We start from the raw sequence: 12,542 nt of genomic DNA on the forward strand, positions 1-12,542 counted from the left end.
GAGAACACCTTATGTCCGCCATCAAACTGAATGTCGAAGGGCTGAATGTGCGCTTCGTCAGTGGCCAGAAAGAAACCCACGCCGTGCGCGATGTGTCCTTTACCTTGGGGCGGGAGAAACTGGCGATTGTCGGTGAGTCCGGCTCAGGCAAGTCCACCGTCGGGCGCAGCCTGCTCAAGCTGCATCCGCCCAGCGCCAGAATCACCGCCAAGGCCATGGCGTTTGGCGAGGTCGACCTGCTCTCGGCCAGTGAAAAGGCGATGCAGAAGATTCGCGGCCAGCGTATCTCGATGATCATGCAAGACCCCAAGTACTCGCTGAACCCGGTGGTCAAGGTGGGCGACCAGATTGCCGAAGCCTACCTGGCCCACCACAAGGCCAGTCGCAGTGATGCGCGCGAGCGAGTCATGCAGATGCTCGAGCAGGTGCACATCCGCGATCCGAAGCGGGTCTACAACCTGTACCCCCACGAGGTGTCCGGCGGTATGGGCCAGCGCATCATGATCGCGATGATGGTGATCACGCGTCCGGAAGTGATCATTGCCGATGAGCCTACGTCGGCGCTGGATGTCTCGGTGCGCCAGCAAGTGCTCAACGTGCTGGAAGAACTGGTAGACCAGCAGCAGATGGGGCTGATTTTTGTCAGCCACGACCTCAACCTGGTGCGCAACTACTGTGACCGCGTGCTAGTGATGTACGCCGGGCGCGTCGTCGAATCCCTGGCTGCCTGCGACCTGCAATACGCCGAGCATCCCTACACCCGTGGCCTGCTGGCCGCGCTGCCGAGCATGGATAACCGTCGCGTGCACCTGCCGGTGCTCAAGCGCGATCCACTCTGGCTGACTCAATAAGGAACCTGACCATGCCCATGATCCAAGCGCACGCCTTGAACCTGAGTTTCGGCACCGGCGCTGCCATCAACCAGGTGCTGCACGATGTGAGCCTGAGTGTCGCCGACGGCGAATCGTTCGGCCTGGTGGGGGAGTCCGGTTCGGGCAAGACCACCGTGCTGCGCTGCCTGGCCGGGCAATACCGGCATTGGAACGGCGAGCTGAGCATCGCCGGCGCGCCGTTGCAGCACAAGATTCCCAAGGAGCACTTTCGCAAAGTGCAGATGGTCTTCCAGGACCCCTACGGCTCCCTGCACCCCAGGCACACCATCGACACCGCCCTGCGCGAACCGCTGATTATCCACGGGGTAGGGGACAAGGACGACCGGATCAACGAGATCCTGCTCAAGGTCGGCCTCAACGACAGCTTCCGCTTTCGCTATCCCCATCAGTTGTCCGGTGGGCAGCGCCAACGGGTGGCGATTGCGCGCGCGTTGATCCTTGAGCCCCGCGTGCTGTTGCTGGATGAACCGACCTCGGCCCTGGATGTGTCGGTCCAGGCCGAGATCCTCAACTTGCTGGCGGACCTGCGCCAGCGCGAGAAACTCACCTATCTGCTGGTCACCCATGACCTGGGGGTGGTCACTCACTTGTGCGACCGGGTGGCGGTGATGCAGCACGGCCGAATCGTCGAATTGCTCGACTGCCAGGCCTTGAGCCAGGACCAGGCCGTGCACGACTACACGCGCATGCTGGTGCAGGCCAGTCGTGACTTCAGCCAGGAGTCTGAGCGACGGCGGGTCGGCTGATTCCTGTAGTCATCGTATGACTATGCTTGAATGGTAATGCGCTTATTCCTATGTATTGCGATTAATATGCTGTTTTTATTGAATTAAATCTTAAAGGTTCGAACTAAGGCACTTAGGGCTAGCTAACAATTATTTGTAGTTGTACGATGACGTACCTCTTAAGGTATCCCTTTATTTTTTGATTTGAGGTTTGCGAACATGACGCCACAAGAACTAAAAACAGTCCTGTCTTCCGGCTTGCTCTCGTTCCCGGTTACCGATTTTGACGCGGCCGGTGACTTCCGTGCCGACACCTATGCCCGCCGCCTGGAATGGCTGGCACCCTACGGCGCCAGCGCGTTGTTCGCGGCCGGGGGCACCGGGGAATTCTTCTCCCTGGAAGCCAAGGAATACACGCAGATCATCAAGACTGCCGTGGACACCTGCAGGGGCCAGGTGCCCATCCTCGCCGGGGCAGGGGGCCCGACTCGTCAGGCCATCGCCTACGCCCAGGAGGCCGAGCGCCTCGGTGCCGCCGGTATTCTGCTGATGCCTCACTACCTCACCGAAGCCAGCCAGAAAGGCCTGGTGGCCCACGTTGAGCAGGTGTGCAATTCGGTGGATTTCGGCGTGGTGGTGTACAACCGCAACCTGTGCCGTCTCAATGCCGACAGCCTCGAGCAGCTGGCCGAGCGCTGCCCGAACCTGATCGGTTTCAAGGACGGCATCGGTGAAGTCGAATCCATGGTGTCGATCCGTCGTCGCCTCGGCGATCGCCTGACCTACCTCGGCGGGCTGCCGACCGCCGAAGTCTATGCCGCGGCCTACAAGGCCCTGGGCGTGCCGGTGTATTCCTCGGCGGTGTTCAACTTCATCCCGAAAACCGCGATGGATTTCTACCGCGCCGTGGCCGCCGACGACCACGCCACCGTGGGCCGCTTGATCGATGATTTCTTCCTGCCGTACCTGGCGATCCGCAACCGCTGCGAAGGTTATGGCGTGAGTATCGTCAAGGCCGGTGCACGCCTGGTCGGCCACGACGCCGGCCCGGTGCGCGCGCCGTTGACCGACTTGCTGCCTCAAGAAGTGGAGCAGTTGGACGTGCTGATCAAGGCATTGGGCGCCCAGTAAGCCCCCTGTAGGAGCGAGCTTGCTCGCGAAAAAACCACAGACGACTCGGGCCACCCGGTAACGCTGTGTGTTGGTTGACGCGTTTCGCGGGCAAGCCCGCTCCTGCAACCGCCTTATCAACTACCTCGAAAAAACCGGGCGGCAGATGTAGCGCACCTCGGTGTGAATACCGGCAAAAACAAGGAGAACAACATGCCGTATCAACCCTCGAAAAAAACCTCGGTGCGTTGCGCGCTGGCCCTCGTGGCGCTTGGATGCAGCCCGCTGTCATGGGCGCTGCAAGCCCCGTCAAACCTGCAGGTACCGACGCTGGCCTTTGATGACCGGCAAATCATCCTGGTGTGGGAAAAACCTGCCGAGCATGCCGGCATCAAGGATTACCGGGTCTACGCCAACGGCACGCTGCTGGGCAGCGCGAATGCCAACAATGACCAGGTGTCACCGGCCAAACCCTACATCGACCAGTTTTATCGGCAAGACACCGCCAACTTCCACCATCGCATCGGCATTCATAGCTTCACTGCCCGAGGCTTGAAGCCCGACACTGTGTACCGTTTCACCGTGCGTTCGGTGGACGGCAACGGCAAGGAGTCCGCCGACAGCGCCCCGGTGCTGCAACGCACCACCCCGGTTGCGGCGGTATTTGACGTGAAAAAATACGGCGCCAAAGGCGACGGCAGTCACCTCGATACCCAGGCGATCCAGAACGCCATCGATGCCTGCACCGTCGGTTGCAAAGTCTTGCTGCCTGAAGGCACCTACAAAAGCGGCGCGCTCTACCTCAAGAGCAACATGACCCTGGAGATCGCCGAAGGCGCGACCCTGCTCGGCTCCGAGCGCGCCGAAGATTACCCGCTGGCCGGCTACATCCAGTACCCGTATTCCACCACTGTGCGCCCGGCCTCGCTGATCAACGCGTTGCCCCGTGATCCGCGCCAGCATCAGTCATTCGAAAACATCCGCATCGTCGGCCAGGGCACCCTCGACGGCAATGGCTGGAAGCGCGACGCCGATGTCGTCGACGAGCGTGGCCAGGCACTGCCGTTCTACCTGCCCAGCGACAATACCCGCTATGCCCGGGACGGCATCCTCGCCAAGGCGCAGGTGGAACAGGCCGTGGCGCGCGGCATGAACGTCAAGGACGCCTACGGGCAGATGCGCTCCTCGCTGATTACCCTGCGCAATGTGAAGAACGTCTTCTACGGCGGCTTCATCGTGGTGAACCCGGCATTCCACGGCATCATGAACCTGGAGACCGAAAACGTGGTGCTGGCCAACACCACCCACAAGACCTACGACGCCAACAACGGCGACGGCATCGAGTTCGCCAACAGCAAGGGCGCGATGGTGTTCAACAACTTCTTCGACACCGGCGATGACTGCGTGAACTTTGCGGCCGGCACCGGTGCCGACGCCGTGCACCAGCCGCCGCAGGAAGACGCGTGGATTTTCAACAACTACTTCCGCAAGGGTCATGGCATGGTGGTCGCCGGCAGCCACACCGGTGCCTGGATCCAGAACATCCTGGCCGAAGACAACGTGTCGGACGGCACCGATGCCGGGTTGCGCATGAAGAGCACCAACTTCATGGGCGGCGGCGCGCGCAACGTCACATTCCGCGACTCGGCGATCCGCAATACCGTCAAGCAGGCGTTCATTTTTACCCTCGACTACAACGACCCGAACGCCAAGCTCGATTATCAGCGCTCAACCATCGCGGGGCAGTTCAAGGACATCCGGGTGAGCGACGTGAGCGTCGAGAATGCCCAGGGAGCGGCGATCGAGGTCAAGGGTGATGCAGCGCACAACGCCTACCATCAGGGCCTGGTGTTCGAGCGCGTGCGCTTTCGCGGCGCGGCCAAGGCGCGTATCGATGGACTGAAAGACTCACGCTTCGACCACGTGGTCTTCAGCCAGACCGGCGCTGCCAACCCATGGCAGGTCAGCGATAGCCAAGGGCTGGTGTTCAAGGAGGTGGAGCCGTCACCGTAAGCGCAAACGTTCTGGCGAATGGACCCTCGTAGTGAGCGGGCTTGCCCCGCGCTGGGCTGCGCAGCAGCCCCAAAACACAGCCCCGGAACTGTCTGGCACACTGCGGCGTTCTTATTGGGGCTGCTACGCAGCCCAGCGCGGGGCAAGCCCGCTCACCACAGGTATGGTGTTCGCTCTTAACTACCCCTGGGGAATCTATTGCGTCCTGCGTTAATAGACCTGCGGCACGATGATTTCCATCGGCGTCGGATTGCGCGAATAGTCCTCCTGCCTGACCCGCTGCGGCAGCTCGATCACCGGCAGTTCCACTTCTTCATAAGGCATCTGCCCGAGCAGGTGGTGGATGCAGTTGAGGCGGGCTTTCTTTTTGTCGTCGGCCTGCACCACCCACCATGGCGCTTCGGCGATGTGGGTGCGCTCGAGCATGACTTCCTTGGCCTTGGTGTACGCCTCCCAGCGCCGGCGCGACTCCAGGTCCATGGGGCTGAGTTTCCACTGTTTGAGCGGATCGTGAATGCGGCTGAGAAAGCGCAGGTGCTGTTCCTGGTCGGAAATGGAGAACCAGTATTTGATCAACTGGATGCCGGAGCGGGCGAGCATGCGTTCGAACTCCGGCACGGTGCGGAAGAATTCCTCGTACTGGTCTTCGTTGCAAAAGCCCATGACTTGTTCGACGCCGGCGCGGTTGTACCAGCTGCGGTCGAACAGCACGATTTCACCGGCGGCCGGCAGGTGCGAGACATACCGCTGGAAGTACCACTGCGTCTGTTCGCGGTCGTTGGGCGCGGGCAGGGCGGCGACGCGGCAGACCCGCGGGTTGAGGCGCTGGGTAATGCGCTTGATCACACCGCCTTTGCCGGCGGCATCGCGCCCCTCGAACAGGATCACCACCTTGGCGCCGGTCTTGACCACCCAGCTTTGCAGCTTCACCAGTTCACCTTGCAGGCGGAACAGTTCGCTGAAGTAAATCCTGCGCGCGGCCTTCTCGGGGCTTTCCTCGACGTGCTCGTCGAACAGCGCGTTGAGGTCGTGCCCGTCTTCGGATAATTCCAGTTCCAGCTCTTCGTCACTGTGATCCAGCAGCTCTCGGTGGATGCGCTGGATCAAGGCGTCGTCTACTGCAGACATGGGAGGCACTCGCGTCGTGGGGGGAGATGGCAAAGTCTTAGTCGCATTTTGTTACCAACCAATTACATCGAAATGTGTGGCTGGGGCGGAAAGACCGGACGAAATAGCGGTTTGCCACCCAATTTTCATAAAAGCGTAACAAAGCTGCTGCAAAGTTCCGGGAGCCCGTAATCACAAGGATTTCCCTGAATGAAACGTCTGATGAAGTCAGCTGCACTCGCCGTTGCGGTTTCTCTAAGTGCCACCTCGGTATTTGCTGCCGAGAACGTCCGTCTGACAGGTTCTGGCGCCAGTTTCCCAGCGCCGATCTACCTCACCTGGTTCAAGGATTTCAGCAAGAAGACCGAAGGCGTCACGGTTGACTACCAGTCCAAAGGCAGTGGCGCGGGTGTACAGGACTTCCTGAACAAAACCGTGGACTTCGCCGCCAGTGACTCGGCCATGAAGGACGAAGACATCGCCAAGGTCGCCGAAGGCGTGCAGTTGCTGCCGATGACCGCAGGCGAAATCGTCCTGGCGTTCAACCTGCCGGGCAATCCTAAAGAACTTAAGTTGCCACGGGATGTGTACTCCAACATCTTCCTGGGCAAGATCACCAAGTGGAACGATCCGCAGATCGTCGCCGCCAACCCTGGCCTGAAACTGCCGGACATGCCGATCACCGTGGTCGTGCGTGCAGACTCCAGCGGCACCACTGCCGTATTCACCAAGCACTTGGCGGCCATCAACCCGCAGTTCCAGAAGGACTTGGGTGAAGGCAACACCGTCAACTGGCCAGCCAGCGACAAATTCATCAAGTCGCCGAAGAACGATGGTGTGACCGCCACCGTACGCCAGACCCCAGGCGCGATTGGCTACATCGAATACGGTTTCGCCAAGCTGGCCAAGGTTGACTTTGCCCAGCTGCAGAACAAGGCCGGCAAGTACGTGGTACCTAACGCCGAAAGCGGTGCCGAAGCCCTGGCAGCGGTGAAAATGCCGGAAAGCCTGGTGGCCTGGCTGCCGGACCCGGACGGCGCCAAGTCCTACCCGATCACGTCCTACACCTGGATGATCTTCCGCAAGGACAACGGCAACCCGGCCAAGGCCAAGGCCATGCGTGAAATGGTCGAGTACAGCCTGACCGAAGGGCAGAAAATCGCCGATTCGATGGGCTATATCCCGCTGCCGAAGTCGGTGGTCGATCAGGTTCGTAAAGCGTCCGCCAACATCCAGTAACGCTTGTGAGGCCTCTCTCGGCGGGCGCTGTCAGCCCGGCCGGGAGGGTTACCCCCCTGTTCCGGAATCAGCCAATGAACACACCGTTTGTCGTACCGGGTAACCCGGATTCTGCCTGCCAGCCACCTTCTGCGAAGGATTTTCTGGTTGACCGCACCTTCCGTGCGCTTGCACGAATAGGCGTGGTTCTGGTGCTGGCGTTGGTGTTTGCCCTGGTGTTCGAAGTCGGGCGCAAGGCCCTTCCAGGCATGGAAAAGCACGGCTTTGACGTGCTGCTGGGCAGCGTCTGGGATGTCAACCAAGGCAAGTACGGCATTCTGCCGGCCATCTGGGGCACGCTCTACAGTGCCTTTATCGCGTTGCTGATCGCAGGTGTTTTCGGCGTCAGCATGGCGATTTTCCTCACCCAGGATTTTTTGCCGGCGAAGCTGGCGGCGGTGTTTCGTACCATCGTCGAACTGCTCGCGGCCATCCCCAGCGTCGTTTACGGCCTGTGGGGCATTTACGTGGTCATCCCGGCAATTCGGCCGTTGACCGCATGGTTGAACACTGAACTTGGCTGGATCCCCTTTTTCGGCACGTCCCTGAGCGGCCCTGGGTTGCTCCCGGCGGCGCTGGTACTGGCCATCATGATTCTGCCGACCATCGCCGCCGTGTCGCAGGATGCGCTCACCGCCGTGCCGATGAAAACCAAGCAAGCCGCCTACGGCATGGGGACCACCCACTGGGAAGCGATTCTCAAGGTGATGGTGCCGTCCGCCGCCACCGGCATCTTCGGTTCCCTGGTGCTGGGCCTGGGCCGCGCACTCGGTGAAACCATGGCCCTGGCCATGCTGGTGGGCAACGCCAACAACATCTCGCTGTCGTTGTTCGCCCCGGCCAACACCCTGGCGGCCTTGCTGGCGCTGAACTTCCCCGAAGCCGGGCCGAACGAGATCGAAGTATTGATGTACGCCGCACTGGTGCTGATGTTGATCACGCTGATCGTCAACATCTTCGGCTCCATGATCATGATGTACGCCCAACGGGGTAATAAGTGATGACTGACCTCACTGCTGCAACTGACCTGACGTCCCCCGCAGGCGCAATGCCCAGCCTCCAGCGCCGGTTCGAAGGCCGTGCCCTGCGCAGCCTGGTGTTGACCACCCTGGTCTGGGCGGGCGCGCTGCTGGCCAGCGTACCGCTGATTTCCGTGCTCTACATGCTCATCACCCGCGGCGGCGCGCGCCTGAGCCTTGAAGTGTTCACCGAGCTGCCACCCACTGGTTTCGAGACCGGCGGTGGTTTCGGCAACGCGATGGCCGGTACCTTCGTGATGGTCGGCATTGCCGCTGCCATCGCCGTGCCGGTCGGCATCATGGCGGCAATCTTCCTCGCCGAACTGGGCCCGGACAGCAAGCTGGCGAACGCCGCGCGTTTTGCCGCGAAGATGCTCACCGGCCTGCCTTCCATCCTGGCCGGTGTATTCGCCTACGCCCTGGTGGTGATGACCACCGGCACCTACTCGGCCCCGGCCGGTGGCGTGGCACTGGCGGTGCTGATGCTGCCGATCGTGGTGCTGACGGCTGAAGAGTCGATGCGCATGGTGCCCAAGATCATGAAGGACGCCGCCTACGGCATGGGTTGCACCCGCTCCCAGGTGATCTGGAAAATCGTCCTGCCCACCGGCCTGCCGGCAATTCTCACCGGCGTGATGCTCGCCGTGGCCCGCGCCGCCGGCGAAACCGCGCCGCTGTTGTTTACCGCGCTGTTCAGCAACTACTGGATCTACCACGACGGCAGCCTGGCGGTGATGAACCCGACGGCCTCCCTGGCCGTGCTGATCTACAACTTCTCCGGCATGCCCTTCGACAACCAGCTTGAACTCGCATGGGCGGCGTCGCTGGTACTGGTAATGATCGTGCTGGTCGTGAATATCGTGAGCCGTATCTTCGGCAAGCCAAAGTATTGAAAACGGGAGCATCTGAATCTTGAACGTATCAACTGCGCAAATAGCCGCTCCGTTTGTCACCCAGGCGCCTGTGGTCATGGACTGCAAGCTGGACAAGATCTTCTACGGCAACTTCATGGCCGTGCGTGACAGCCATGTGCCGATCGAAAAGAACAAGATCACCGGCTTCATCGGCCCTTCCGGCTGCGGTAAAAGTACCGTGCTGCGTAGCCTCAACCGCATGAACGACCTGGTCAAGGGCTTCCGTTTCGAGGGCCATGTGCACTTCCTCGGCCAGGACGTCTACGGCAAGGGCGTGGACCCGGTGGTCGTGCGCCGCTACATCGGCATGGTATTCCAGCAGCCGAACCCGTTCTCGATGAGCATCTTCGACAACGTCGCCTTCGGCCTGCGCCTGAACCGCTACAAAGGCGACCTGGGCGACCGCGTCAAGCACGCCCTGCAAGGCGCCGCGCTGTGGGATGAGGTCAAGGACAAGCTCAAGGTCAGCGGCCTGTCGCTGTCCGGTGGCCAGCAGCAACGCCTGTGCATCGCCCGTGCCATCGCCACCGAGCCGGAAGTGCTGTTGCTCGATGAGCCGTGCTCGGCGCTTGACCCGATCGCCACCCGCCGGGTCGAGGAGCTGATGGTCGAGCTGAAGAAGGACTACACCATCGCCCTGGTGACCCACAACATGCAGCAGGCCATCCGCGTGGCCGACACCACGGCGTTTTTCTCGGTGGATATTTCCCAGGGCACGCGCACCGGCTACCTGGTGGAGATGGGCCCGACGGCGCAGATCTTCGAGAACCCGCGTGAACAAATGACCGGGGACTACATCAGCGGCAAGTTCAGCTGATGCCCCTGCGGGAGCTGGGATGCTCCCGTATTTTCAACTGCTTATGGGAATGCCGATGCCTGCAACACGACGCCTTGATTTGCCCGCGATTGAACGCGCACTGCGTGAGGTGCAACAGCGCTTTGCCGAGCTCAGCCGGGACTTTACCGAGCCGCGCGACCCGTTGACCGACGAAGTGCTGCACAACGTGCTTGAAGGCTACGCGCTGATTGACGACTATGTCGCGCGGGGCGTCGACCTGTTCGACCTGCAGCAGCTGGACCTGATGCTGGAGATCAACGCCACCGTGCTCTGTGGCAGCGACCCGGCACGGCGCCTGGAATACGCCCACCACCTGGCGGCGACCGAAGAACACTTCTTCAACAATGTCGAAGGTGGCATCAAGGACTTGTACAACTGGTACTGCGCGTACCGCAGTGAATCAGTCTGGAAGCGCGCCGCCGGGGTGTATGTACGCATCCTCAGCAAGCCGCAGCTGTTCATTGAAGGCAACAACCGCAGCGGTTCGCTGATCGTCAGCTATTTGTTGATGCGTGCAGGCCTGCCGCCGTTCGTGCTGACGCTGGAGAACGCCGAGGGCTACTTCAACCCTTCGTCGGTGATCCGCAACTCAGCCAAACATGGAGTCAAGGCGTTGTACGAATTGCCCAAGATCAAGAAAAAATACGCCGCCTTCCTGGAAGAACAGGCGCCGGATCCGCACAAGTTTTTTCTCAAGGACCCGCGCCCGCCCGTTTTTCAAGGAGGCCATTGATGAGTGGTTCTCCCCTATTCGCCAGGGCAGGGCGGGTCCTCCAGCGCATCCTGCCGATGCAGCAGCGCCCGCGTATCCGTATTTCCTTCGATATCGACGACACCCTGGCCTGCCAGCTGCACCACTGCGACGTCGAGCCGAGCCGGCTGCCGGCCTGCGTGCACCGTTGGCTGGGTGAGCCCTTGCGGATCGGCACGCGTTCCCTGACCCGTGAGCTACGTCGCCAGGGCTGCAGCATCTGGGTCTACACCTCGTCCGGTCGCACGCCGTCGTATATCCGCCGCTGGCTGATGCTCTACGGCATCCGCGTCGACGGCGTGGTCAACAGCGTGCTGCACAACCATGCCCTGACGGCACGCGGGCTGTCGAACGCACCCTCGAAATTCCCCCCGGCCTTCGACATCGACCTGCATGTGGATGACTCCGAAGGCGTGCGCAGTGAAGGCCATGACCACGGTTTTCGCGTGGTAGTGGTGGACCCTCAGGACGAAAACTGGGCGCAGCGGGTGTTGGATGCGGTCGCGCAGGTTCAGGCGCAGCTCGCTCGACAGCAGCCAGTCAGGCACAAGCAGCCTGCGCAAGTATTTTCCTCCTGAGGCTCACTCAATCCACAGGTCGTTACCCGTTCCAATCGCAGAACAAGCCACTCAGACGAGTGGCTTTTTTTTGCATTTTTCGCGAAGGCTCTCGGCTTGTGCCGTTTTTTGGTGTCGACCGGGTATTCCAAAAGCGACGCGATACGTTCCTGTAAGCGACCTGTCAGCTTTCGGCTGTGCTTCAGTAACTACCTGAATCTAATAGTAAAAATATTATTTAATTTGTGTTTTATCTGAATTCAATTTGTATACACAGAAAATACATCCTATTGACCGGCACTTTCGCCCATGCCAGTCTGGATTCAGCAAGCAGCTTTTTCCAACGCTGCGCCCCTTGTTGTCGCATCACCCCTGCCTCTGGCAATCAGAGGTTTGAAACTAAAAATAGAACGAGATCGAGGCACGCCATGAAGAAATTCTGGAAAACCGTTTGTGCGATTGCGCTGGTGGGGATGGTGGTTCTGCCTGTGCAGGCGGAAGAAAAAACCATCACTGTCGGGACCATGTCCTGGGAGGATCTGACGCCGATTACCGGCATCACCCGAAAAGTGCTGGAGAACGCGGGCTATACCGTGAAAGTGGTGGAGTTTTCCGAGATCGGCATCGCGTATGCGGCGTTGACCAAGGGCGACGTACAAGTCCTGGCTTCGCAGACCGATTACGCCACCCAGGATTACTGGAACAAGAACAAGAACCGCCTGGAAAAACTCTCTCCGGTTTCCTATGGCTTGTACCAGGCCATCGCGGTACCCAAGTACGTAGACATCGATTCGCTGGAGCAACTCAACGACAACGCCGACAAGTTTGGCGGCAAGATCATCGGCATCGAACCCGGTTCAGGCTTGATGAGCGATGCCAACAAAGCGGTGAAGGATTATGGCTTCAAGCTGCAATTGCTTGAAGGCAGCACCGCCGCCATGACCGCCGCCCTGAAGTCCGCCGTCGACCGCAAAGAGTGGGTTGCCGTGACCATCTGGGAGCCGTCGTGGATGGCCCAGAAGTTCGACCTCAAGTTCCTCAAGGATCCCAAGGGTTCTTTCGCTCCGCCGCAGGCTTACTACTGGATCGGGCATAAAGGTTTCGCTGCCGAATACCCCCACGCCCGTGAAGTCATCGCCAGCGTGTATGTACCCCTGGCCGATATCACCGCCATCAACGGCGACGTCAAGGATGGCAAGACCATGGACCAGGCCGTCGCCGGCTGGGCCGACAAGCACGCCGACCTGATGAAGCGCTGGGCCAATATCAAACAATAAGCACTGCTGTTCTTTGCCACTGCCACGTTCTGAAAAAGCGCTCTGATCAATTAGAAAAAC

Annotated in this window: 12 protein-coding genes; 11 read left to right on the forward strand and 1 reads right to left on the reverse strand. The window is 60.4% G+C overall.

Going from position 1 to position 12,542, the window contains the following annotated elements:
* Positions 1-11: 11 nt before the first annotated feature.
* The 4 genes from J1N02_RS25725 (at position 12) to J1N02_RS25740 (ending at position 4,741) form a co-directional block, all read left to right on the forward strand.
* The gene (locus J1N02_RS25725; protein ID WP_065923972.1) at positions 12-851 is read left to right on the forward strand and encodes an ABC transporter ATP-binding protein; all 840 of its coding nucleotides are present in this window, start codon (positions 12-14) and stop codon (positions 849-851) included.
* 11 nt (positions 852-862) lie between these two features.
* Positions 863-1,639, forward strand: coding sequence for an ABC transporter ATP-binding protein (locus tag J1N02_RS25730; protein ID WP_065939670.1), 777 nt, complete (start codon positions 863-865; stop codon positions 1,637-1,639).
* A 198-nt stretch (positions 1,640-1,837) separates the two neighbouring features.
* Positions 1,838-2,749: a 5-dehydro-4-deoxyglucarate dehydratase gene (gene kdgD / locus J1N02_RS25735; protein ID WP_027603513.1), complete on the forward strand. Its 912-nt coding sequence runs from the start codon at positions 1,838-1,840 to the stop codon at positions 2,747-2,749.
* 192 nt (positions 2,750-2,941) lie between these two features.
* Positions 2,942-4,741: a glycosyl hydrolase family 28 protein gene (locus J1N02_RS25740; protein ID WP_421147967.1), complete on the forward strand. Its 1,800-nt coding sequence runs from the start codon at positions 2,942-2,944 to the stop codon at positions 4,739-4,741.
* Between the two features lie 210 nt (positions 4,742-4,951).
* Here J1N02_RS25740 and ppk2 read toward each other — a convergent pair whose 3' ends face one another.
* Positions 4,952-5,869 (reverse strand): polyphosphate kinase 2, encoded by a 918-nt coding sequence (ppk2, locus tag J1N02_RS25745; protein WP_421147968.1) that lies wholly within the window; start codon positions 5,867-5,869, stop codon positions 4,952-4,954.
* A gap of 189 nt (positions 5,870-6,058) precedes the next feature.
* Between ppk2 and pstS the strand changes: the two genes are divergently transcribed.
* The 7 genes from pstS (at position 6,059) to J1N02_RS25780 (ending at position 12,482) form a co-directional block, all read left to right on the forward strand.
* Positions 6,059-7,087, forward strand: a complete 1,029-nt coding sequence (gene pstS / locus J1N02_RS25750; RefSeq protein WP_027603516.1) for a phosphate ABC transporter substrate-binding protein PstS — start codon at positions 6,059-6,061, stop codon at positions 7,085-7,087.
* 74 nt (positions 7,088-7,161) lie between these two features.
* Complete coding sequence (gene pstC, locus J1N02_RS25755; protein WP_027603517.1) at positions 7,162-8,127, forward strand: phosphate ABC transporter permease subunit PstC; 966 nt, start codon at positions 7,162-7,164, stop codon at positions 8,125-8,127.
* Positions 8,127-9,038, forward strand: coding sequence for a phosphate ABC transporter permease PstA (pstA, locus tag J1N02_RS25760; protein ID WP_027603518.1), 912 nt, complete (start codon positions 8,127-8,129; stop codon positions 9,036-9,038). The genes pstC and pstA overlap by 1 nt, the downstream gene beginning before the upstream one ends.
* Positions 9,039-9,114: 76 nt before the next feature.
* A complete protein-coding gene (gene pstB / locus J1N02_RS25765) occupies positions 9,115-9,876 on the forward strand; it encodes a phosphate ABC transporter ATP-binding protein PstB (protein WP_010210300.1) in 762 nt (253 codons plus the stop codon).
* A 55-nt stretch (positions 9,877-9,931) separates the two neighbouring features.
* On the forward strand, positions 9,932-10,630 hold the full coding sequence (locus tag J1N02_RS25770) for a hypothetical protein (protein ID WP_027603520.1): 699 nt from the start codon (positions 9,932-9,934) through the stop codon (positions 10,628-10,630).
* The gene (locus J1N02_RS25775) at positions 10,630-11,226 is read left to right on the forward strand and encodes a hypothetical protein (protein ID WP_098479845.1); all 597 of its coding nucleotides are present in this window, start codon (positions 10,630-10,632) and stop codon (positions 11,224-11,226) included. The genes J1N02_RS25770 and J1N02_RS25775 overlap by 1 nt, the downstream gene beginning before the upstream one ends.
* Positions 11,227-11,633: 407 nt before the next feature.
* Complete coding sequence (locus tag J1N02_RS25780; protein WP_098479844.1) at positions 11,634-12,482, forward strand: glycine betaine ABC transporter substrate-binding protein; 849 nt, start codon at positions 11,634-11,636, stop codon at positions 12,480-12,482.
* The last annotated feature ends 60 nt before the right edge of the window (positions 12,483-12,542 follow it).

The organism is Pseudomonas sp. NFX5 (assembly GCF_049132125.1).
GTDB classification, from domain to species: Bacteria; Pseudomonadota; Gammaproteobacteria; order Pseudomonadales; family Pseudomonadaceae; genus Aquipseudomonas; species Aquipseudomonas marginalis.

What these genes read in the sequence shown, in the direction of transcription:
- J1N02_RS25725 (WP_065923972.1), top strand. Translation starts at nt 12, where the DNA reads ATGTCCGCCATCAAACTGAATGTCGAAGGGCTGAATGTGCGCTTCGTC.
- J1N02_RS25730 (WP_065939670.1), top strand. Translation starts at nt 863, where the DNA reads ATGCCCATGATCCAAGCGCACGCCTTGAACCTGAGTTTCGGCACCGGC.
- kdgD (WP_027603513.1), top strand. Translation starts at nt 1,838, where the DNA reads ATGACGCCACAAGAACTAAAAACAGTCCTGTCTTCCGGCTTGCTCTCG.
- J1N02_RS25740 (WP_421147967.1), top strand. Translation starts at nt 2,942, where the DNA reads ATGCCGTATCAACCCTCGAAAAAAACCTCGGTGCGTTGCGCGCTGGCC.
- ppk2 (WP_421147968.1), bottom strand. Translation starts at nt 5,869, where the DNA reads ATGTCTGCAGTAGACGACGCCTTGATCCAGCGCATCCACCGAGAGCTG.
- pstS (WP_027603516.1), top strand. Translation starts at nt 6,059, where the DNA reads ATGAAACGTCTGATGAAGTCAGCTGCACTCGCCGTTGCGGTTTCTCTA.
- pstC (WP_027603517.1), top strand. Translation starts at nt 7,162, where the DNA reads ATGAACACACCGTTTGTCGTACCGGGTAACCCGGATTCTGCCTGCCAG.
- pstA (WP_027603518.1), top strand. Translation starts at nt 8,127, where the DNA reads ATGACTGACCTCACTGCTGCAACTGACCTGACGTCCCCCGCAGGCGCA.
- pstB (WP_010210300.1), top strand. Translation starts at nt 9,115, where the DNA reads ATGGACTGCAAGCTGGACAAGATCTTCTACGGCAACTTCATGGCCGTG.
- J1N02_RS25770 (WP_027603520.1), top strand. Translation starts at nt 9,932, where the DNA reads ATGCCTGCAACACGACGCCTTGATTTGCCCGCGATTGAACGCGCACTG.
- J1N02_RS25775 (WP_098479845.1), top strand. Translation starts at nt 10,630, where the DNA reads ATGAGTGGTTCTCCCCTATTCGCCAGGGCAGGGCGGGTCCTCCAGCGC.
- J1N02_RS25780 (WP_098479844.1), top strand. Translation starts at nt 11,634, where the DNA reads ATGAAGAAATTCTGGAAAACCGTTTGTGCGATTGCGCTGGTGGGGATG.